The sequence below is a fragment of the Psychrobacter sp. P2G3 genome, from assembly GCF_001593285.1.
In the GTDB taxonomy this organism is placed as follows: Bacteria; Pseudomonadota; Gammaproteobacteria; order Pseudomonadales; family Moraxellaceae; genus Psychrobacter.
Map to the genome: position 1 here is coordinate 2,064,731 of NZ_CP012529.1, position 21,211 is coordinate 2,085,941.

Consider the following 21,211-nt stretch of genomic DNA (forward strand, 5'->3'; position numbering starts at 1 on the left):
AGCATTGGAAAGACAATTTATGCCAAAGATTACCGTACTACCGCATCACGAAATTTGCCCTGAAGGCACTGAAGTCGAATTAGAAGCTGGCAATAACTTATGCAGAGCGCTATTGGAAAAAGGCATTAAGATTGAGCATGCTTGTGAGATGTCAAAAGCCTGCACCACCTGTCATGTGGTAGTCCGTAAAGGCTTTACCAGCTTAGATGAGATGGATGATATCGAAGCCGATTTACTTGATCGTGCTTGGGGATTAGAGCCTGACTCACGCCTATCTTGTCAGGTTATGCTTGAAGATGAAGACTTAACCATCGAGATACCTAAATATACGCTCAACCATGCAAAAGAAAATCATTAAGCGCTACGCTATCAGCAAGTAATATTTGCTGCAATAAAAAGCCAGCTATTACAGAGTAATAGCTGGCTTTTTATTTGTTTTAGAGTCAAAGGCCCTTTACTTATAAGGTTTTTAAATTAATGTTTACTATTCTATTTACCCTTTCCCTCTTTATCAGGAGCCATTATCTTCTCTTCTTTTTCGATACGTTCAAGGGCAAAATTTAATTTGTTTTTAATCTCTTTGTAGTCGTAATTTTGCATATCTTTGAAGTTTAGATGTAAGTTAAAACCTGGTAGCGTATGGTCTACCCACTTAGATAAGCGGCCTTTATTAGCGTCAGGGTCTAAAACCTGCCACGCATTGATGCTACTATCGAAACCTTTTAGTTGATAAGTGCCAGCGTATTCGCATTCATAATCATGGCAAACATAATCATAAGTTCTTTGACTAATAAGAATATCTCCCTTTCCTGCTATCGACTCAAGACGAGATGCAAGGTTAGCCTCTTTACCAATAATGGTATAACTCATGCGATTATTACTACCAAAATTCCCCACATGACAGTAACCAGTAGTAATACCAATACGCACATATAGACCTTCAAAGCCCATCAAGCGCCATTCCTGTCGCAAACTACGCATTTCACGGCGCATATCAATTGCCATAGCCACGCAGTCCAATGCATCTTGCCGTGTCCCTCGACTATTAGGCTCACCAAAGAAACATACCATGCCATCACCAACAAACTTATCCAGCATCGCACCGTGTCTGTTAGCAATGATAGTCATACATTTCATATAAGTATTTAAAATATCAGCTAAGTTGTCAGAGCTTAAGCTATCAGACAGCTCAGTAAACCCAGCAATGTCCGAAAACATAATAGTCAGCTTGGCGCGTTTGTTGTTCACATGTACGACACTATCTGATTTTACAATCGGTTGCCAAACTTGTGGAGGTATAAAACGGGTCAATTTACTGATGACTGATACCATCGTATTCAGTCGCCCTTTCGCTTGCTTTGCAGTTTTTTTACGATTTAAGTATTTATGATATACGTTCCAGAATTGCCAGAATATAGTAACAATGCTAGCTAGCAATATGGTCGGTGATAATAAACCTTCATTGCAATCCATCACCTCACGACTTAAAGTAATACTGACGTAATAGAACATCATGGCCGTAATGGCAGATATCATAATCAGTTTAAGTCGATTCTCAGGATCACTTAAGATAATTCGAATGCCAATCAATAGAGCAAGACTGAGCGATAATACTGTGCAGAACTGCATACTTCCAATGACTGTTGATAATAGCACTACGACAATATTAGAAGTCCAAAAGCTTGGCTGATGCTGATAGTTATAAATTAGAATCATCAGACTTGGCAGGCATACGATAGCTAATAGCGCCATCGAGGTAGAATCAAATTCAAAATGTACAGCGACAAGTACGACAGTGAGTAGCAAGACCAATATTTCTGGATAGTCAAAACGAGAGACTTCGTTATTCTCTGATGAAGTCGGTGATTTTAATCTAACAGAAAAAGACATACTTGATGTTCACTTAGGTTAAAGGAAGTGAAAAACATGAGCAATTTAGACTCAGAATTCATTTTTAGTTAGTAAAATAATAGGAGATATAATTACATATATTATAAGGATATAACCCAATATAATATATGTAATTAATAACTAAAAAGACACTATCTATCTTCAATTGCTCTACAATTTTAGCAATATCGATAAATAGTGTCTAAAATATAACAACGTACAATAGAAATCATATAATAACGTATAACAGAAATGAATGGCAAAAGGTAAGTAGCATGAAACTGAACCATCTAATAACCAAAATATTCAACCGTTAAGTAGCAATTACATTTGCCAATCAAAAGGCATCTGATGATGTCCTCGTAATGCGATCATCAAGGTTTGTTGCATTTGAGCCAATACTTCTTTGGTATACGGTATTGCAGGCACGCCCCATACTGGATTTGGCCATTGCATATCGTTTTGGTAGCGAACTATGTGATGAAAATGCAGCTGTGGTACTTGGTTACCAAGTGCCGCGACATTCATCTTATCGGCTTGGAAAGTCTTAGCAAGTTGGCTTGATAACCAGCTTGACTCACGTAAAAACTGTGTTTGATCAGACTCAGACAATTCATACAATTCTTTAATACCTGATACACGTGGCACCAAAATCAGCCAAGGAAACTGACAGTCATTAATCAAACGACATGTCGATAGTGGAAAATCACCTACTAAAAAACTATCGGCAGCAAGCTTAGGATGTAGTTGGAACATAATGACGGCTTCTCTTGTTATAAAACATCAATGAAATAAGTTAACAATTATGATGGCGCTATTTTATCAGTTATCTACTGGATAAAATAGCGCCATTACCTAATCCCTTTATACGACTTATCTAGTATCCAATTATCGTCAAATTAATCTATGCAGGCTCAGCTACCCTATGCTCGCTAAAATAGCGTAACAGATCTTGGATGACCGTTACTCTCTGTTGCGGTGTTTCAAGTTTATCCGCATCACTATAACGAATACCTGACGCTCCATTCATACGATAACGCTGGCCATCAGATTGAATCAGTTTGATGATGGCTAAAGCATCAACAGGGGTGTCTGGTGCAAACTCCAGCGTCATGCTATTGCTATTGGCATCAATTTTGTTAATCTTCAATGGCTCCGCTTGTAAGCGCAGACCATGAATAGCGAATAGCTGCTTGGTTTGGTCCGGTAGTATACCAAAGCGATCAATCATTTCAGTGCGAATATCGATTAGGGTTTCTTTATCATCGGCATTACTAATCCGTTTATAAAACAACAAGCGCTGATGCACATCGTGCAAATATTCTTCAGGTATCAAAGCTGAACTATGCAAATTAATCTCGCTAGTCAGTGATAACGGTGTATTTAAGTCCGGCTCCTTACCCGCTTTGATAGCTTTAGTAGCGCGCTCTAGCATATCCATATATAAACTAAAGCCAATCGCCTGCATATTGCCACTTTGTTGTTTACCCAATATCTCACCGGCACCGCGAATCTCTAAATCCTCACTTGCCAGCATAAAGCCTGCGCCTAGTGTATTGGCTCGCTCGATAGCATGTAATCGACGCTTAGCATCACCCTTCAGACCTTTAATTGACGGTACTAGTAGATAACAATACGCTTGATGGTGACTACGACCAACGCGGCCCCTCAGCTGATGCAGCTGAGCCAGACCAAATTTATCAGCACGCTCAATAATAATGGTATTGGCATTAGGTACATCGATACCGGTTTCGATAATAGTCGTACAGATTAGAACATTGAATTTTTTATGGTAATACTGCTGCATAATTTGTTCAAGCTGACGTTCTTGCATCTGTCCATGAGCCACACCTACTCGCGCTTCTGGTACCAGCTCACGTATAGTCTCTGCCATACGCTCAATACTAGCAACATCATTATGCAATAAATATACCTGTCCGCCACGTAGTAACTCACGCAAAATAGCTTCTTTCATCAAAGCCTCTGTCTTTTGCATCACAAAGGTCTTGATAGCCAAACGACGCGCAGGCGGTGTGGCAATAATTGACATGTCACGCATTCCAGAGAGCGCCATATTAAGCGTTCTTGGTATTGGCGTAGCTGTCATAGACATACTATCTACATCGGTCTGAATAGCCTTGATACGCTCCTTATGACGTACGCCAAAGCGATGTTCTTCATCGACGATCATTAATCCCAAATTAGAAAACTTCACATCAGGCTGTAACAGCTTATGAGTACCTATCACAATATCAACTTTACCAGCGGCTAAATCCGCCAGTACCGTATCTTGATGTTTTTTACCACCAAAACGCGATAAGGTTTCTATACGGACAGGCCAATCAGCAAAACGGTCGCGGAAGTTGTCTTCGTGTTGTCCCGCTAGCAAAGTAGTCGGTACCAATACTGCAACTTGGTAACCAGCACTGACCGCAATGAAGGCCGCACGCATGGCAACTTCTGTCTTACCAAAGCCTACATCACCGCAAATGAGTCGATCCATTGGCTGGTTTTGTCTCATATCTTCCATGACAGCATGGATGGCATTAGCCTGGTCTGGCGTTTCTTCAAAGGCAAATTGGCTAGCAAACAGCTCATACTGAGAGATGTCTATTTTAAAATGAATACCTACTTTAGCCTCACGCCGCGCTTGCATATTAAGGAGCTCTGCTGCAACATCATGTACTTGTTGTAATGCTTTTTGCTTGGCTTTATCCCATTTACCACTACCGATCTTGTGTAAAGGCGCAAGCGCAGGATCACCGCCACTGTAGCGACTAATCATTTGCAAGTTAGCGACAGGCACATAAATACTGGCATCATCGGCGTATTTTAAGTGGATAAACTCTTGCTCACCATCGCCTACATCTAGAATAATCAAACCGTTATAGCGGCCAATACCATGTTCGATATGAACAATTGGGCTGCCTTGGGTCATCTCAGTGACACTTTTAACCAGAAACTCTTCTGATACCCCGCTTTGCCGACGACGACGCGTTTGCAGTACTTGCCTACCAAACAGCTGAGTCTCACTAATCAGTACCAAACGTTCGGGGACATAGACTCCACGTTCGATCGGTGCCACTGTCAGACCAACATATGGTTTATTACTCGAATTGGCTGCGCTAGTCCTATCTGCTGCTAAAAATTCTTTAAAGCTATCATAGGCTTTGACATCAATTTTACCTTTAAATAGCTCAATGAGAATCTCGCGGCGACCTGCAGTTTCGGCAACGATCAATACTGGTGTACCTGTTTCTGCTTGCAAGTGTAAAAAATCCAACAGCTCAGCTAAAGGTTCTGCCTTTTGATGGTTTACTGATAGCTGCGGCGGTACTTGAGCGCTAAGTGTCGCCAGGCCTTGCTTATTTTGCATCGAAGCAGACGTAGATGTTGGCGTCGCTTGTGTATCATCGATAGCGGCTACATCTTTCATAGATGCAAGCTCTTCTCGCGCGCTCAATATCACCCGTGGATACTGGTTTAGATGCTCATTGAGAGTATTAGATAGTAAATATAATAGCTCAGGTGCCACGATAGGTTTGTCAATATCGTGACGGCGCTCTTCGTAGCGGCGCTGGATTTGTGACCAATAATCCGCTTGGCGCTCATTAATTAGCTCATCCGTGATGAATAAAGCATCCTCAGGTAAATAAGTGAATAAACTGCTTTCTTGCTGCCAATCTTTTAGATCGAAAAATAAAGGCTGGTAATATTCAAGTCCACTACTTGCAATCCCTGCCATCACATCTTTGTGCAGCTCAAACTTACGGCTGCTAGCATTTGGGAACATCTCAGCGAAATTCATGCGAAAAGTTTCTTTACCTTCTTCTAAAGGAAACTCTTTTGCCGGTAGGATTTGGAACTTCTGAATAGGTTTAGAGATATCTGGCAGTTTATGCAGTAGCGACAACGACTCTTGACCCATACTACTGTCATTACCTGACATCATTGCTTTTAGATCATCATTAGTCAGTGTACGCTGAGTCTGTGGATGAAAGAAACGAATCGTCTCAATCTCATCATCAAATAAATCTAAACGCAGGGGAAATGGCTGCCCCATCGCAAAAATATCAATAATGCTACCACGTACCGCAAATTCACCAGGTTCGAACACATTCTCAACCGCGCGGTAACCCGCCTTCGCTAGTAGTTCACGTTGGGTGTTGATATCAAACTGATCACCAACACTTAAATCAAAGTGTTGCCCAATTAGCCAACTGGGCGGTGCAACGCGATGCATCAAAGCCTGTACCGATATAAGTAGCACACCTGACGTTGGCATATCCGTCAACAGATTAATCCGCTCGCTAACGATATCTTGATGCGGAGACAGCTCATCATAAGTCAAGGTCTCCCAGTCTGGAAACACGTAAGCATCCACACCGCAAAAAGCCAGTTCAGTTTCTATTTGATTGAGCTGATTTTGATCCCTAGCCACAACGACTTTTAGACGATCTGCCATCTCCCATATGGGTGTTTTAACCAAACTGGCTAGCCATAAACTACCGACTGCACCATGAACAGGTGCCAGCCAGCGTCGCTGCGAGTTTTGAATAGGAAATAGCTGATCATTAATGGGAGCAAAAGCGTCGGTTAAAGCAGTGATAGACATAGCAGGTAGGATCAAGTTAAGAGTCTGGGGGTTATTATACGAATATTTTCGCAATTGACCAAAATTAATGCCGTAACGGTTTGTCACTCAGAGTGGAGTAAAAATGGGATCACTCATAGTTAACCTTTAATTTCAGAAATAATATTCTTAAATGAGAAAATCCCAGCTTAGCAACTGAGATTTCAAGTTGCTTCTTAGACTCTTGTTTTTGAATATTATTAATTGACATATACTTTGTATATATCAATGATAAGAGCCTAAGACACAAAGTGACTGAAAAAGTCACTTAAGATATAATATCTCTTTATTACAGCAGTGATTTATTACTAGCAATAATGCCATTATTATCTGCATAAACAAACATGCCAGAATTTAAAGTCAGGTCACCAAAGCTAATTTCAATATCCGTCTGGCCTTCATCGCGGCGAGTAGATTTACGTGGGATGCAACCTAGCGCCATGACCCCTATCTCCATCTGCGCCATATCATCTACATCACGAATACAGCCATAGACGACTACCCCTGCCCAGCCATTATCTATCGCTGACTGTGCAATCATATCTCCAAGCAAAGCACAACGCATAGAACCACCGCCATCGACGACCAATACTTTGCCTTCACCATTCTTATCTTTGCCATCACTATTCAATAATGCTTTTACACGGCTGTTATCTTCAAAGCATTTAACAGTCACAATCTCACCGCAGAATTTATCTTTTGCTCCAAAGCTATAAAAAGATTTACCTTCAATATTCGGCAAGCAAACTTGCGACTCTGGATTGGCATCCAACAGATCACAGGTTACAAAGTTCTCTTTATTCATTGTTGTTGATTCTGACATAGTTATACACTCCTTGTTGATGACTATCAGTTGTTTTACGATTTACTTTTTTACACGGGTCATCGCCAGCATTTGTTTATTTTCGATGATATCAGTAGCACTAGGCTTTGACTCAGAACGATATTCACTATACTTACGACGTTCATATAGATCATGAGCGCTCATTGCCATAGCAATTGCCACGCGCTTGGCTGAAATAGGATGCAACGGTAACGACTCAGAAACTAAAGGTGAGATAATTTGAAAGGCTTTTTGGCTAATGCTCTCAAGTGGACGACCTTTATGCTTACCCAATAATAATGAAGGGCGGAAGATAGCTAATTGCTCAAAGCCTAACGCCATAATCGACTGTTCAGTTTCAGCTTTTACTCGGTTATACAAAAACCGACTATCAATATCTGCATTCATGGACGATAACAAAAAGAAGTTCTTAACCCCTTTGTCATGGCATAGTTTGGCAAAATTCACATTGTAGTCATGATCTACTTTTCTAAATGCCTCATCACTACCTGCCTGTTTTTTAGTTGTACCAAGGCAGCTAAATGCATCCGTCGTTCGATCTGCACCAACATTTGCAAAAATTTCGGCTAAGTTATCAAAGTCACTAACTTGATAAAACCTCATGCTAGCGTTGATATACCGTGGCGGACGCCTTGCAATCACTATTAAAGTATCATAGAGCTCGCTAAGCTGTTTGACAAGATGCTGACCTACCAAACCTGTCGCGCCAATTAAAATTGCTTTTTGCTGCATATCCTATCCATTTTTTCATAATCGTAAAGTGTTATAAAAACTATTTATAATCGTCAAGTCGTATCATCTTGAAATCATAGCGCAGTATCATAACTAAGTTACCCTATAACTGTCGCTACTATCCATGATTTATTGTAAGAGTTTTTATCAAACGCTTGAATATTAGCCGTTTATTTATTCATATTTCACCTTATAGAAGGTTTAGTATGGCAATACATACAACTTCTTTACGCTTTGATGGTCAAATATATTGTTCTAAGCGCAATAATTTGCTAAGATGTCCGGCTTTACACGTCATAGCTATTTAATTATTCCAAATGGCTTTGACGCTTGCGATGGCTTATATTTGGCATCGACATCATGTTTGGCGAGACGGCTGCTCGTCACCGATGATTGTTAAACCCATTATTGCAATCAACATTCATATTTTTATCTGTCTTTCATAAAGGAGATACGCGTGGCTAATACTGCACAAGCTCGTAAACGCGCCCGTCAAAACACTAAACGTCGCCAGAATTCAGCGTCACAACGCTCTATGGTTCGTACTTATTTAAAGCGTGTTGATGCGGCAATCGAATCTAAAGATTATGACGCAGCTACCGAAGCTTACAAAAAAGCGGTACCTGTTCTTGATCGTATGGCTGACAAAGGCATTATTCATAAGAATAAATCTGCCCGTCGTAAGAGCCGTCTAAACAAAGCTATCAAAGCTCTCCAAGCTTAAGATCAGCTGCGTTAATAACCGGTTATCAAAAAAACCTTGTCCTAGTGGCAAGGTTTTTTTATGTCTATTCAAAATGTAATGGTTAAAACAGCAACCCAAATATTCATGCTTGTCATTATGTCCACTTTACCTCTGGTGGTAATAATAGTTTGCTAGGATGAAAACCAGCAGCACGGTAGCTGTCCAACAACGTGTTGATCGGACGAACATAAATCTCGCCACGCCATACAAAATAAGCATTAGCCTGCTCGAATGGCTTATCATCAAACCATAAAAATACGCCTTCCATCATTTTTGGCCAATCATTCCAATCAATCTCACTCACATCAAACATTACCGCTAAGAAAGCAGACAGCAACGTATCATGGCTAACAGCTAGCATTAAATGTCCATGCTGTGGCTGGTTTTGATAAAAAAGCGATAAGATATCGAGACCACCTTGATAGGCATTTTTGGTGCCTTCAAGATTCCCTTGCAAGAAGCGATTGATAAAATTGAGCACACCAATCTCTTTAAATACTGCATTAGCAATATCAGGCTCAGTCACTAGACTACCTGGCTCAACCAATAGCGACTGATGGGCTATATCACGCTGTAACCCAGCCCCTTCTTGCATTAGCTGCGCTGTATCAATACAACGCCCGATTGGGCTTGAGATACTATCTACGTCGAGAGAATATGGCAGATGACCTGCTAGCCAACGCCCCCAAGACTTCGCTAATATTCGGCCTTTAGGAGTCAATGGTAGCTGATAGCTGGCAAACCCATTACCATCAGAGCGCTCGCGTAGTGAGTGTCTGGTAAACAAAATCAGGCGTTTGTCAGTAGGCAACAAGCTGACTGAGGATATCATGCTATCAGGCAGATGCGCGGGTGCAGGCGCGCTCATCTTAAGAGGCTTTGTCGTCTCAGACAGCTTGGAATTTGGGGTATCAGGGAGTTTACTCATGGTAGCTAGCGTAGCAGATTTTTGAGCGGTAGTGAACGAAATAACAGCTGACTAGCAATAAAAAACATAGCTAACAATCATCATAATAATCAAGCTTTAAAAGGATTAATGTTCATACTCATGGATACTACAATGAACCAATAACATAATCTAAAGTACTTTAACCAATATCGATTACCTTATCCCACGCAAACTCAATCTCGGTGCTACTGACCTCATTGGGATAAGCACGCGGATTGACAATCACACGTGTATTGCCAATACGATAGTCGAACGCTTCATGAGTATGTCCATGAACCCATAGAATTGGTGCCCAAGATTCATGCATCCAAGCAGAGAAATCACTGACAAATGCAGCATTGCTCGGCAGCGTGGCATACTTCTCAGAAACTGACAATGGGCTAATACTGTGATGACTCATAACAACAGTTTTTTTACCTAGCTGCTGTGCAGTTATTAGTGCTTGCTTTAACCACTGACGCTGCTTTTCATGCAGCTGCATCGATACCTCAGGTGAGAATAGCTCGCTACCTGCATATATCTGCTTATAATCACGCATAAAACGTTTAGCAACCACCATTGTATCTTCGTTGGCCTGATACTGATAATCCGTCCATAGCGTACACCCTAATATACGTATATCACCGATATCGATATGCTGGCATTGAAGTACTCGTACGCCTTGACCTGACGTTTCGCTATAGTTGTCCCACATAGCGAGCTTTTTATCGAAATGTAGCACATCTTCATTAAAGTACTCATGGTTGCCCGCAATAGTGATTAAAGGCACTTGTAGACGCGTAGCTTGCTCTTGTAACCATGGCATACCACTATCGCTATTGGCAGTGTCGCCCGCCACTAGCACTATGTCTGCATCAGTTTTAGGAATGTGCCCGATAGGGTGTGACTGACGAGCATAACTATCAATGTGTAAGTCACTCAATATCTGTAATTTCATATTATCCAATACTATCCAATAGTTTCAATTCTAAAAATCCAAGAAAACACGCGTAAGCACTATATCTAGCAGACCAAGCGAGTTTGACACAGCTACTTATATCTTTAGAATTGGTATAAGCATAAATCAAGGTAGTGTAGCACTTTTCCATCTACCAGCAAAAAGTAAAAAAGACAGCTTTTCAGCTGTCCTTTTTATTATTTCTTAAAAGTAAATAAAGTATTTATACAGTAATAAAAACCTTAAATACCTTTTATTATCGCTTGTAGTTTAGCAGCAGGATCTGGCGCTTGAGTGATTGAACGACCAATAACCAGATAATCTGATCCATCGCTTAGAGCTTGTTTCGGAGTACAAATACGCTGCTGATCGTCTGCGCTATCTTCAGGCAACCGAATACCTGGAGTAACCAATTTAAAGTCAGTGCCACACAGGGTTTTCAGAGCTTTTGCTTCCTGTGCTGAACAAACTACTCCGTCAAGACCAGCCTGCTGAGTAAGTTTTGCTAATCGACTCACTTGATCATCTAAATCATCAGCGATACCAATCTGTACTAGGTTGTCTTTGCTCATAGAAGTGAGCACCGTTACCGCAATTAGCAACGTTTTATAATTACCTGCTAACAGACGTTCCTTTGCTAAAGACATCGCTTCTAAACCTGCACTTGCATGGACATTAACCATCCATACACCAAGCTCAGCTGCTGCTAACACAGCTTGTGCGGTAGTATTAGGAATATCATGGAACTTAAGATCTAAAAACACTTCAAACTGGCGTTGATGTAAAGCTTCTACAATCGAAGGACCGCAACGCGTAAACAACTCTTTACCTACCTTTAACCGACATAACGTTGGATCTAGTTTATCGGCCAACGCTAACGCTGCATCTACAGTCATATTATCCAAAGCAACAATGACTGGAGAAGTTATCACATTGTTATTCATAATTGTGCCATTTTATATTGGAGTTATTAAAGCATCATATTTTTATACAAATCAATATCAGATTACTCATCAATCGAGTTAATCTCGCTTACGTTTAGTAAGCATAGTTTCATCATCAAGGGTATTAGTTACTTCGTCTTGTACTTGGCCTGTATTTGCTCCATAGACAGCTTCTTCTACTGTTGGAGCATTTGCTTGACGATCGATAACAACATTAGCCTGTGTCACTTGTTCTTGCAAATTAGCATTCAACTTTTGCAAACGTGAGATTTCCCATTTGTTTTGTAATACACGGAAAATCAATAGCGCCAATAACATGCCAATTACGATACCCAGTATTAAGCAAAGTATCAGCAGTAATCCCAAATTCATCGTAGGTGCTTGCGAAAATAGTAGATTTACCCCGATTTCAGTATTATTTGCTAATACCAAACCAAGCGCATAAGCAAAGCTTAAAAATAGTAGGACAAACAATAAAAAGCGCATGATACATATACCTCAATAGTAGATAGAAATATCTGCTCAATAACAGCAAATAATATTATGGTAAATAATAGAGATAATAATTGCTTATGATAAATCATAAACAACTATCATTTTATACCTATTCTGTTAATTACCACCCTGTATTGACTATGATGCTACTTTATCGTTGACTGCTTCACGTAGTGCTTTACCAGGCTTAAAATGTGGAATAGCTTTAGCAGGTACAGGTACACTTTCACCTGTCTTTGGATTGCGTCCCATACGAGCTCTTCTATGGTGCAAACAGAAACTACCAAAACCACGAACCTCAACACGGCCATCATTCGCCAAAGTATCTACCATTAGGTTTAGTATTTCTCGTACTGCATCATCAACGACCATTTCAGTCATGGTGTCACAGCTCACACTCAAATTACTAATAAAGTCGGACTTATTAATCGCTTGTTGCATTGTTACACTTGCCTTATTAATTTATGGTCATCATCTTGATTATATGAGTAAAGTATTAGATATTTGCTAACTAAGGTACTAGCTACCATTGGATTCACAACTTAACGCTAATTGCGAAACATAATATCTAAACCAACTCCCTCATTTAAAAGTTACTAATATAATGTCAAAATCTGTTTCGAGTAGCGTACTTCAAAAAATTATAATATAGACAGTCATAGTTTAAATCTCTATGACATATTAGATTACTGGTAGTAGTTTACATTTCGTTACTCATAGTTGCAAATAATAGCGGAATTTATTAGCAATGAAAATGAAATTATAACTATTTATAAGTAGTGATAAAAATTAAATAAAAAAAAGCGACCGAAGTCGCTTTCTTTTTATGCTACTAATATATCAAAAGCGTGCAGCTTACTGCATTTGCTCTTTAATCAAGTCACCAATAGTTTTTGGCTGTGCATCAGAACCTGGAGTAGCAGTAGTGCTCGTGCTACCAAGATCTTTAATCGCTTGACGCTCTTCAGCTTCGTCTTTCGCTTTGATAGACAAGTTGATGTTGCGTGTTTTGCGATCGACACTGATGATTTTCGCTTCAACATCATCACCAACAGTTAGATGCTTAGTAGCATCTTCAACGCGATCACGTTGAATCTCAGAGGCACGTAGGTAAGCTTCAACTTCATCAGCAAGCTCGATAGTAGCGCCTTTAGCATCTACTTCTTTCACTTTACCATTAACGATAGCACCACGGTCATTGTTGACTAGGTATTCGTTGAATGGATCAGAGCTTAACTGCTTCACGCCTAGGCTGATACGGTTAGCTTCTGCATCTACTGACAATACCATTGCTTCAACGGTGTCGCCTTTATTGTAGTTACGGATAGCGTCTTCGCCAGTTTCGTTCCAAGAGATATCAGATAGATGAACAAGACCATCAATACCACCGTCTAGACCGATAAAGATACCGAAGTCAGTGATAGATTTAATCGTACCAGTGATTTTATCACCGCGCTCATGTTTCTTGTCAAACTCATCCCATGGATTAGCTAGAGTCTGTTTGATACCTAGGCTGATACGGCGACGTTCTTCATCGATATCAAGAATCATTACTTCAACTTCATCACCCACTTGAACGACTTTTGATGGATGGATGTTTTTGTTGGTATGATCCATTTCTGATACGTGTACTAGACCTTCAATACCTTCAGAAATCTCAGCGAAACAACCATAATCAGTCAAGTTAGTAACGCGTGCTTTAACCACACTACCTACTGGGTATGTGCCGCCAACGTTATCCCAAGGATCAGTACCAAGTTGTTTTAGACCTAGGCTTACGCGATTACGCTCACGGTCAAACTTCAATACTTTAACTTTTAGGTCTTGACCCACTTCAACAACTTCTGATGGGTGCTTAATACGGCGCCATGCCATATCAGTGATGTGCAATAGACCATCAATACCACCAAGGTCAACGAATGCACCGTAATCAGTAAGGTTCTTAACGATACCTTCGATTTCGATACCTTCTTCAAGCTTGTTCAATAGCTCTTCGCGCTCAGCTGAGTTTTCAGCTTCCATAACTGCACGACGACTTACCACAACGTTGTTACGTTTTTGGTCAAGTTTGATAACTTTGAATTCTAGCTCTTTACCTTCAAGATGCGTAGTGTCACGGATAGGACGTACGTCTACCAATGAACCTGGTAAAAATGCGCGTACTGAACCGATATCTACAGTGAAACCGCCTTTAACTTTACTTGAGATAATACCTTTTACGATCTCATCATTGTCAGAGATTTTTTCAAGGATATTCCAAGTTTCAACGCGTTTGGCTTTTTCGCGTGACAGTAAGGTTTGACCCATACCGTTATCAACTGCTTCAACCACGACATCAACGCTATCGCCAACTTCAACTTCAAGTTCGCCTTCTTCGCTTAAAAACTCTTCACGAGCGACAATACCTTCAGATTTCAGACCAGTATCAACAGTGATCCAGTCGTTATCGATGGCCACAACAGTACCGGTGATAACCGAGCCACGCTCGATATCCAGACCTGTTTCTTCGATGCTCGCTTCAAATAGTTCAGCAAATGATTCCATTATGTCTACCTTTGTATAGCCGTAGCCTGTCCAGCACAGTACGGATCAAATTTATGATTACATAAAACGAGAATACTGGTTTTATATCTTATACAATCATATAAAAAAACGTTTGTTGATAATAAGCGAATTATTTGGCGAACTCATTAGCAACAACTGTCTTACATTAAGATTTTTTATATCTACTATAGACGTATCTGTATTATTAAACGATGTCTACAAATAGAATTCTAAAATCTATAGATTTTTACTACTATGATTTTATACTAAAACCACACCTTATAGCAAAGTTTTTGGCACTTACTATGTTGTTTTTATTATCTATTAAAACAAATACCTTTATCCTGACAATGTTTCTTAACTTTCTCGTAAACCATATTAGCATCTAAGGATGAGCTATCGAGTAGCAATGCATCTTCTGCTGGTTTTGATGGTGCAGTTGCGCGGTTTTCATCACGATCATCACGGGCTTTAATCGTGGCTAAAATCGCTTCAAAATCTGCTGTTTGACCAGCGCTTAGTAGCTGAGTGACACGGCGCTCGGCACGCGCTTCAGCACTGGCAGTCAAAAACACTTTTACATCAGCATCTGGGAACACCACTGTACCCATATCGCGACCATCAGCAACCAACCCTGAACGAGTTGCCATATCTTGTTGCAATTTTAACAATGCTTGACGAACTTTCGGAAATATTGCTATCTGTGATGCATAGCCTCCAATGGTCTCGTTACGGACTTGTTCACCGACCGCCTCACCATTGACAAGAATATCGACACGCCCTGAATTATTATTAGGTACAAAAGCAATCTCTAAGCTTTGAGTCAACGCTAATACAGCCATCTCATCAATGGCTTCGCTTGCATCTGCACTAATCAATCCCGCCTCAAAAGCTTTCAGTCCTACAATACGGTATAAAGCACCTGAGTCTAACAACTGATAATTTAACGCTTGTGCTAATCGCCATGTTACTGTGCCTTTACCTGCGCCACTTGGCCCATCAATACAAATGACAGGATAGCTCAAAGGCTGCATTTGGCTACTGTTGTTAGCATTAGGTGTAGAGACAGTCATAACACTCACTTAATAATAGACGCTACTTATGTGATAGCAACCTAGGACAGTATTTACTTATTTATCAAACGATTGACAACAGATTAACTGGTTAGCCATCAAATAGGGCAATATTATAGCAAAGAAACCTCACTATCACCAAGACTCATATCTTGTTTATTATTAATATTGTGCTTGATTTTTTTCACTACTTGTCGACGCTCACGGAAAAAGTGCTTAAGCATCTGACTACTATGTGCTCGACATAAACCATTATGTACTTCAATATTATGATTATAAAAGGACTGTATTGGTAAATTCATTTGACTACCAACCATGCCAGCGCGTGGCTCGCTCGCTGCGTATATCAATCTATCAACACGTGCATGAATCAGCGCACCAATACACATCGTGCAAGGCTCTAAAGTCACATACAATGTGGTCTGAAGTGGTAAGCGATAATTTTTTAAACGCGTACAGGCATTTCTTAGTGCTACTATCTCAGCATGTGCAGTCACATCATGGCGACCAATTGGCTCATTGAATCCCTGCCCAATAATTCGCTGATTATGCACTAGAACTGCTCCTACTGGCACCTCTCCACGCTCAGCACCTTGCTTAGCAATTCTAAGAGCCTCCTGCATCCATTTAACGTCTTGGATTGACCAAAACGTACTGGTTGCGAGTTGGATATCAGCGAATTTATTAGCTATTAACTGGCTATCTATTAAGTCATAAGACTGTAAATTCATATTCTGGTAATTTATCATTTATTGTGGCAACTGCCAGTCAATCGGCGCTTGACCGTACTGTACTAAATAATCATTGGTCTTAGAAAACGGCTTAGAACCAAAAAATCCACCGCGATTGGCTGCAAGAGGTGAAGGATGTACTGCTGTCAAAATAAGATGTTTGTCAGTGTCTATATATTTACCTTTTTTCTGTGCTTTACTACCCCACAATATAAATACGGTATGCTCTGTTTGTTCATTGACCACATCAATGACAGCATCAGTAAACTGCTCCCAGCCTTTATTTTGATGACTGTTTGGCTCACCTTCTCTGACTGTTAGGGAACTATTTAACAATAGAACACCCTGCTGCGCCCAATAGGTCAAATCGCCATGTGCCGAGTAACTAGTACCGATATCATCTGCCATCTCTTTAAGTAGGTTGTTAAGAGAAGGTGGTTTAGGAATTGCTTTCGGTACAGAAAATGATAACCCCATTGCCTGACCTGGACGGTGATAAGGATCCTGTCCTAAAATAACGACTTTAACTCGTGATAAAGGCGTTAAGTTAAAAGCATTGAACATCAAAGGAGCAGGTGGATATACACTATCATCTGATTGATAAGACTCTTTTAGAAACTCACGTAGATTATCCATATTCTCAGACGTTAATTCATCTGCTAATGCAGTTTTCCAGTCTTCTGGTAGACGGACATTGTCTAAAATTGCCTGTTTTTGCTCTGCTGTTTTGGTCGTCTGTTCACTGAACAGTTCCATAATGTATCCTTTTTTTATTCGTTATCAGTTAGATAAAAGATAGGCAGTAATATTCCAAAACTCATCTTAAAATCTATACTAGCAAAATGTTATGTTCGCTTTGTTATAAAGTATAGCAATAGCATAAACGAAAATCATAAAAAAACGGCTACCGAAGTAACCGTTTTTTGATTTAGAAGTAGAAGGTAATTAGCTTGCTAGGGACTCAGAGTCTGAACGTGGTTCATGGATTTCAACGACAGTCAGTATAATCCGGCTATCTGCTGATCCTTTATCACTTTGCATGTTGCCACTTGGCACGTTACTACTTTGCGTAGCTTCATTCTTGTCAAGCGAAACACTATCAGCAGCGGTATCTAGCTCATCATTTTGTTCTGGTTCTAGGGTTATATGTACCACCCCGCCATTAACCAAATCACCAAATAAAATCATATTTGCCAATGGTTTTTTAATCTCATCTTGGATTAAACGCTGCATCGGACGCGCGCCCATCAGACGGTCATAACCTTTTTCAGCCAAATAATCACGTACCTCGTCATCAATCTCTAGGGTAACCTGTTTGTCATCAAGCTGTACTTGTAACTCTACTAAGAACTTATCAACGACAGAAATAACTACCGATGTATCTAATGGATTAAATTGAATAATTGCATCCAAACGGTTGCGGAATTCAGGCGTAAAGACTCGTTTCAATGCTTCAGTATTGTCACGGCTATGATCTTGCTGGGTAAAGCCCATAGATGAGCGACTAATACTATCTGCACCCACGTTGGTAGTCATAATAACGATAACTTGTTTAAAACTAGCCACACGACCATTATTATCGGTTAACGTACCATGATCCATAACTTGTAACAATAAATTGAAAACATCAGGATGCGCTTTTTCAATCTCATCAAATAGCAACACACAATGCGGATGCTGATTAATCTTCTCAGTAAGTAAACCGCCTTGGTCATAACCGACATAGCCTGGAGGCGCGCCAATTAGACGTGAAGCAGTATGCGCTTCCATATACTCTGACATATCGAAACGTACAAGCTCTACTCCTAATAGATTTGCTAGTTGACGCGACACTTCTGTCTTACCAACCCCTGTAGGCCCTGCAAACATGAATGAGCCGATAGGTTTTTCTGGAGCTTTCAAACCTGCTCGCGAAAGCTTAATTGCATCTGCAAGTGTCGCAATAGCTTCATCTTGTCCAAATACTAAGTGCTTAAGATCGCGATCTAAATGCTCAAGAATACTCTTGTCATCGCTGGAAACTGACTTGGGTGGAATACGTGCAAGCTTCGCTACAATAGCTTCAATATCAGCAACATCAATTTTCATCGGTGGCTTTTTATTGTTAGCAGTTTGCAAATCTTCATAGTTCTTAGACTGATCATTTGCTTTAGCTGCGGCTGCCTCATCCTGCATTTCATTATCAATATCAGCATTATCAGTATCGATACTTTCATAATCTTGATCACCGATATTTCTATCTAAATCAGCAATTAAACTGTCTTCTGCATTAATATCGTCCGCATCTGGAATAACCCCTAGACGCTTATAGGCACCAGCTTCATCGATAACGTCAATCGCTTTGTCTGGTAAAAAACGTTCATGAATATGCTTAGACGATAGCTGTACTGCAGTTACTAGCGCCTCATCAGTATATTCAACGTTATGGAACTCTTCATAGCGTGGTTTGAGACCGCGTAAAATATCGATACTATCCTCGACACTCGGCTCTTTTACATCGATTTTTTGGAAGCGACGTGATAACGCATGATCCTTTTCAAACACTTGACGATATTCAGTAAAGGTCGTCGAACCCACACAGCGCAACTCGCCGTTTGCAAGAGCCGGTTTAATCAGATTTGACACATCCATATTGCTACTCATTGATGAACCTGCACCAATAATCATATGAATCTCATCAATGAATAAGATAGCATTAGGTTTTTTCTTAAGTGCATCGAGTAGCGATTTCATACGTTTTTCAAAATCACCACGATACTTAGTACCTGCTATCAGTGCACCAATATCAAGGCTATAAATCACGCAGCCGTTTAACGGTTTTGGTGCTTTATCATTGATGATTAGCCACGCCAAACCTTCAGCAATAGAGGTTTTACCGACCCCTGGTTCACCTACTAATAGCGGATTGTTTTTGCGGCGACGACATAGTACTTGTGCGGTGCGCTCAATCTCAGAAGCACGGCCAATCAATGGATCAGTCTTGCCTTCTGCCGCACGCTGATTAAGGTTGCTCGCAAACTCTACTAACGGATCTTTACTAGTCTTCTCTGAGGCGCTACGTCGCTCTCCAGTAATAGAAGCACGTGGCTCAGATGGCTCATCTTTATCTTGTCCATGTGAGAGATATTGAGTAAGCTCCAAGCGGCTAATACCTTGCTTTTTGAGCAAGTAGACAGCATAGGTATCATGCTCAGAAAACATAGATACTAAAATATCTGAGCCTTCAACCAAACGGCCTCCGCCGATGGACTGAACATGAAAAATAGCTCGCTGCAAGATACGATCAAAACTTTGGGTAGGCTGTGGTGATTGCTCCATATCTACATCTATCGTAGGCGTGTGCTTATCAATATAAGCTTCAAGCTCCGTACGTAGATTTGAAACATTTGCATTGCAGGCAGTTAAGGTATTAGCAGCATGCGTGTTCTCAAGAAGGGCTAATAATAAATGCTCAACAGTGAGATACTCATGTGATTTTTGGCGCGCAAGCGTCATTGCCAAACGCAAAGAGACTTCAAGGTGACGACTTAACATAAGAAATTCCTACGGTTATACAACTCTTTATAATAATTTAATAGCTTAATTGATAAATCAGGGCGACAAAGGGATTGTTCAAGGTCAAAACATGATAGTTATCAAAAGACATTGGCTATAATACAATTGCAACCACATTTAGCATCAGCACTTATTCATCTCAACATGATAGTTACATATAGTCAATCTATTAACACGTACTAAAATGTATCAAAGGGTATAATTATCAGGATTCATGCATTATAAGCTTCACTTTATACATAAGAGCACGTACTACGCAATCCAGATAGCTCTACTTATAATATCAATCAAGCTGAAAATGACGATAAATTAGGGATAGGTTTTGATAAGGAACATTGCTAATAATTAGTTTTTGAATCAAAAAACCAAAGTAAAAAAGACGGGAAAACGACGTCCTAGATTATCAAATCAAAAACGTTTAGAAGTAAGATAAGATTAATATTAACGGAATATAATGATTTAAGTAGATGAAGTGACAAGGTAAACAAAATTTATCGATAAGCCTTATATAAGGCTATCATTATTAAAAATCAAGAGTAGAGGGATTATATTGGATACGAATATAGGTGTGAGTTTGACTTATTATCTGGATATTAGTTTATAAGATGGATAATTTCATTCGCCTTGATGAGGTTCAATTTGAGTAAGCAATGGATAGCCTTCACGGTGAGCCAAGCTATTTACTTTTTTGGCTTTAGTTTCAGCGATATCTTTAGGGTAAATACCGGCAATACCTTTACTGCTATTATGAATGGTCAGCATGATTTCAACCGCTGAGTCGATGTTATGGCGGAACTCCGACTGTAAAACATATACAACGAATTCCATCGGAGTATAATTGTCGTTATACATAACCACAGCATACATTGGTGGCTTGGCTACTTCAGGCTCTGCAACCAAAACGTCTGCCTGTGGAGCTGTCTCGCTGTCAGTATCACCATCTTGAGCACGGTGATCGGCTGGGATACTTGGAAAATGCCAGTCAGCAACAGTAGGTTGTGGGTGCGCTATTATTTGTTTTTTAGTCATAATAAAGGTAGTTTCAATAGAGAGTTTAGTATAAGAATAATTGATATAGAATAAATAGTAGGTTATAAAGAAGTAAGATAATTAGGAAGAGTTAGTCAATATAAACTCTA

General features: G+C 40.1%; 18 protein-coding genes. 2 read left to right on the forward strand and 16 right to left on the reverse strand.

The window, feature by feature from the left end:
- Positions 1 to 19 precede the first annotated feature (19 nt).
- Positions 20 to 358, forward strand: coding sequence for an ISC system 2Fe-2S type ferredoxin (gene fdx, locus AK823_RS08390; RefSeq protein ID WP_068036271.1), 339 nt, complete (start codon positions 20 to 22; stop codon positions 356 to 358).
- Positions 359 to 489: 131 nt separating this feature from the next.
- Here the strand turns inward: fdx and AK823_RS08395 are convergent, their stop codons facing one another.
- The 5 genes from AK823_RS08395 to AK823_RS08415 all read right to left on the reverse strand — a co-directional run bounded on the left by AK823_RS08395 (position 490) and on the right by AK823_RS08415 (position 8,099).
- Positions 490 to 1,890, reverse strand: coding sequence for an adenylate/guanylate cyclase domain-containing protein (locus AK823_RS08395; protein WP_068328168.1), 1,401 nt, complete (start codon positions 1,888 to 1,890; stop codon positions 490 to 492).
- A gap of 324 nt (positions 1,891 to 2,214) precedes the next feature.
- A complete protein-coding gene (locus tag AK823_RS08400; RefSeq protein ID WP_068036275.1) occupies positions 2,215 to 2,646 on the reverse strand; it encodes an HIT family protein in 432 nt (143 codons plus the stop codon).
- A gap of 148 nt (positions 2,647 to 2,794) precedes the next feature.
- Positions 2,795 to 6,505, reverse strand: a complete 3,711-nt coding sequence (mfd, locus tag AK823_RS08405; RefSeq protein ID WP_068328176.1) for a transcription-repair coupling factor — start codon at positions 6,503 to 6,505, stop codon at positions 2,795 to 2,797.
- A gap of 307 nt (positions 6,506 to 6,812) precedes the next feature.
- On the reverse strand, positions 6,813 to 7,328 hold the full coding sequence (rraA, locus tag AK823_RS08410) for a ribonuclease E activity regulator RraA (RefSeq protein WP_228138941.1): 516 nt from the start codon (positions 7,326 to 7,328) through the stop codon (positions 6,813 to 6,815).
- Positions 7,329 to 7,388: 60 nt separating this feature from the next.
- Positions 7,389 to 8,099: an NAD-dependent epimerase/dehydratase family protein gene (locus AK823_RS08415; protein WP_068328184.1), complete on the reverse strand. Its 711-nt coding sequence runs from the start codon at positions 8,097 to 8,099 to the stop codon at positions 7,389 to 7,391.
- 457 nt (positions 8,100 to 8,556) lie between these two features.
- Between AK823_RS08415 and rpsT the strand changes: the two genes are divergently transcribed.
- Complete coding sequence (gene rpsT, locus AK823_RS08420) at positions 8,557 to 8,823, forward strand: 30S ribosomal protein S20 (protein ID WP_058369082.1); 267 nt, start codon at positions 8,557 to 8,559, stop codon at positions 8,821 to 8,823.
- A gap of 115 nt (positions 8,824 to 8,938) precedes the next feature.
- On the opposite strand, the gene AK823_RS08425 is transcribed toward rpsT, so the two are convergent.
- The 11 genes from AK823_RS08425 to AK823_RS08475 all read right to left on the reverse strand — a co-directional run bounded on the left by AK823_RS08425 (position 8,939) and on the right by AK823_RS08475 (position 21,101).
- Positions 8,939 to 9,772: a histidine phosphatase family protein gene (locus tag AK823_RS08425; RefSeq protein ID WP_068036283.1), complete on the reverse strand. Its 834-nt coding sequence runs from the start codon at positions 9,770 to 9,772 to the stop codon at positions 8,939 to 8,941.
- A 160-nt stretch (positions 9,773 to 9,932) separates the two neighbouring features.
- Positions 9,933 to 10,730, reverse strand: a complete 798-nt coding sequence (locus AK823_RS08430) for a metallophosphoesterase (RefSeq protein ID WP_068036285.1) — start codon at positions 10,728 to 10,730, stop codon at positions 9,933 to 9,935.
- Between the two features lie 242 nt (positions 10,731 to 10,972).
- The gene (pyrF, locus tag AK823_RS08435; RefSeq protein WP_068036287.1) at positions 10,973 to 11,674 is read right to left on the reverse strand and encodes an orotidine-5'-phosphate decarboxylase; all 702 of its coding nucleotides are present in this window, start codon (positions 11,672 to 11,674) and stop codon (positions 10,973 to 10,975) included.
- 78 nt (positions 11,675 to 11,752) lie between these two features.
- Positions 11,753 to 12,160 (reverse strand): lipopolysaccharide assembly protein LapA domain-containing protein, encoded by a 408-nt coding sequence (locus AK823_RS08440; RefSeq protein ID WP_068036289.1) that lies wholly within the window; start codon positions 12,158 to 12,160, stop codon positions 11,753 to 11,755.
- Between the two features lie 147 nt (positions 12,161 to 12,307).
- Entirely contained in the window at positions 12,308 to 12,610 is a 303-nt protein-coding gene (locus tag AK823_RS08445; RefSeq protein WP_068036291.1) for an integration host factor subunit beta, read from the reverse strand.
- Positions 12,611 to 13,024: 414 nt separating this feature from the next.
- The gene (rpsA, locus tag AK823_RS08450; protein WP_203226536.1) at positions 13,025 to 14,716 is read right to left on the reverse strand and encodes a 30S ribosomal protein S1; all 1,692 of its coding nucleotides are present in this window, start codon (positions 14,714 to 14,716) and stop codon (positions 13,025 to 13,027) included.
- A 314-nt stretch (positions 14,717 to 15,030) separates the two neighbouring features.
- Positions 15,031 to 15,786, reverse strand: coding sequence for a (d)CMP kinase (cmk, locus tag AK823_RS08455; protein ID WP_068328186.1), 756 nt, complete (start codon positions 15,784 to 15,786; stop codon positions 15,031 to 15,033).
- A 113-nt stretch (positions 15,787 to 15,899) separates the two neighbouring features.
- A complete protein-coding gene (tadA, locus tag AK823_RS08460) occupies positions 15,900 to 16,517 on the reverse strand; it encodes a tRNA adenosine(34) deaminase TadA (RefSeq protein WP_228138833.1) in 618 nt (205 codons plus the stop codon).
- An 18-nt stretch (positions 16,518 to 16,535) separates the two neighbouring features.
- A complete protein-coding gene (locus tag AK823_RS08465) occupies positions 16,536 to 17,273 on the reverse strand; it encodes a uracil-DNA glycosylase (RefSeq protein WP_068036297.1) in 738 nt (245 codons plus the stop codon).
- A gap of 189 nt (positions 17,274 to 17,462) precedes the next feature.
- A complete protein-coding gene (clpA, locus tag AK823_RS08470) occupies positions 17,463 to 20,051 on the reverse strand; it encodes an ATP-dependent Clp protease ATP-binding subunit ClpA (RefSeq protein ID WP_068328188.1) in 2,589 nt (862 codons plus the stop codon).
- 636 nt (positions 20,052 to 20,687) lie between these two features.
- Positions 20,688 to 21,101, reverse strand: coding sequence for an ATP-dependent Clp protease adaptor ClpS (locus AK823_RS08475; protein ID WP_068328190.1), 414 nt, complete (start codon positions 21,099 to 21,101; stop codon positions 20,688 to 20,690).
- Positions 21,102 to 21,211 lie beyond the last annotated feature (110 nt).

Bases quoted from the DNA above. Each gene is read 5' to 3' on its own strand.
- tadA (WP_228138833.1), bottom strand. From the start codon at position 16,517: ATGAATTTACAGTCTTATGACTTAATAGATAGCCAGTTAATAGCTAAT.
- fdx (WP_068036271.1), top strand. From the start codon at position 20: ATGCCAAAGATTACCGTACTACCGCATCACGAAATTTGCCCTGAAGGC.
- AK823_RS08415 (WP_068328184.1), bottom strand. From the start codon at position 8,099: ATGCAGCAAAAAGCAATTTTAATTGGCGCGACAGGTTTGGTAGGTCAG.
- AK823_RS08440 (WP_068036289.1), bottom strand. From the start codon at position 12,160: ATGCGCTTTTTATTGTTTGTCCTACTATTTTTAAGCTTTGCTTATGCG.
- AK823_RS08430 (WP_068036285.1), bottom strand. From the start codon at position 10,730: ATGAAATTACAGATATTGAGTGACTTACACATTGATAGTTATGCTCGT.
- pyrF (WP_068036287.1), bottom strand. From the start codon at position 11,674: ATGAATAACAATGTGATAACTTCTCCAGTCATTGTTGCTTTGGATAAT.
- mfd (WP_068328176.1), bottom strand. From the start codon at position 6,505: ATGTCTATCACTGCTTTAACCGACGCTTTTGCTCCCATTAATGATCAG.
- rraA (WP_228138941.1), bottom strand. From the start codon at position 7,328: ATGAATAAAGAGAACTTTGTAACCTGTGATCTGTTGGATGCCAATCCA.
- cmk (WP_068328186.1), bottom strand. From the start codon at position 15,786: ATGACTGTCTCTACACCTAATGCTAACAACAGTAGCCAAATGCAGCCT.
- clpA (WP_068328188.1), bottom strand. From the start codon at position 20,051: ATGTTAAGTCGTCACCTTGAAGTCTCTTTGCGTTTGGCAATGACGCTT.
- AK823_RS08425 (WP_068036283.1), bottom strand. From the start codon at position 9,772: ATGAGTAAACTCCCTGATACCCCAAATTCCAAGCTGTCTGAGACGACA.
- AK823_RS08395 (WP_068328168.1), bottom strand. From the start codon at position 1,890: ATGTCTTTTTCTGTTAGATTAAAATCACCGACTTCATCAGAGAATAAC.
- AK823_RS08445 (WP_068036291.1), bottom strand. From the start codon at position 12,610: ATGCAACAAGCGATTAATAAGTCCGACTTTATTAGTAATTTGAGTGTG.
- AK823_RS08400 (WP_068036275.1), bottom strand. From the start codon at position 2,646: ATGTTCCAACTACATCCTAAGCTTGCTGCCGATAGTTTTTTAGTAGGT.
- AK823_RS08465 (WP_068036297.1), bottom strand. From the start codon at position 17,273: ATGGAACTGTTCAGTGAACAGACGACCAAAACAGCAGAGCAAAAACAG.
- AK823_RS08475 (WP_068328190.1), bottom strand. From the start codon at position 21,101: ATGACTAAAAAACAAATAATAGCGCACCCACAACCTACTGTTGCTGAC.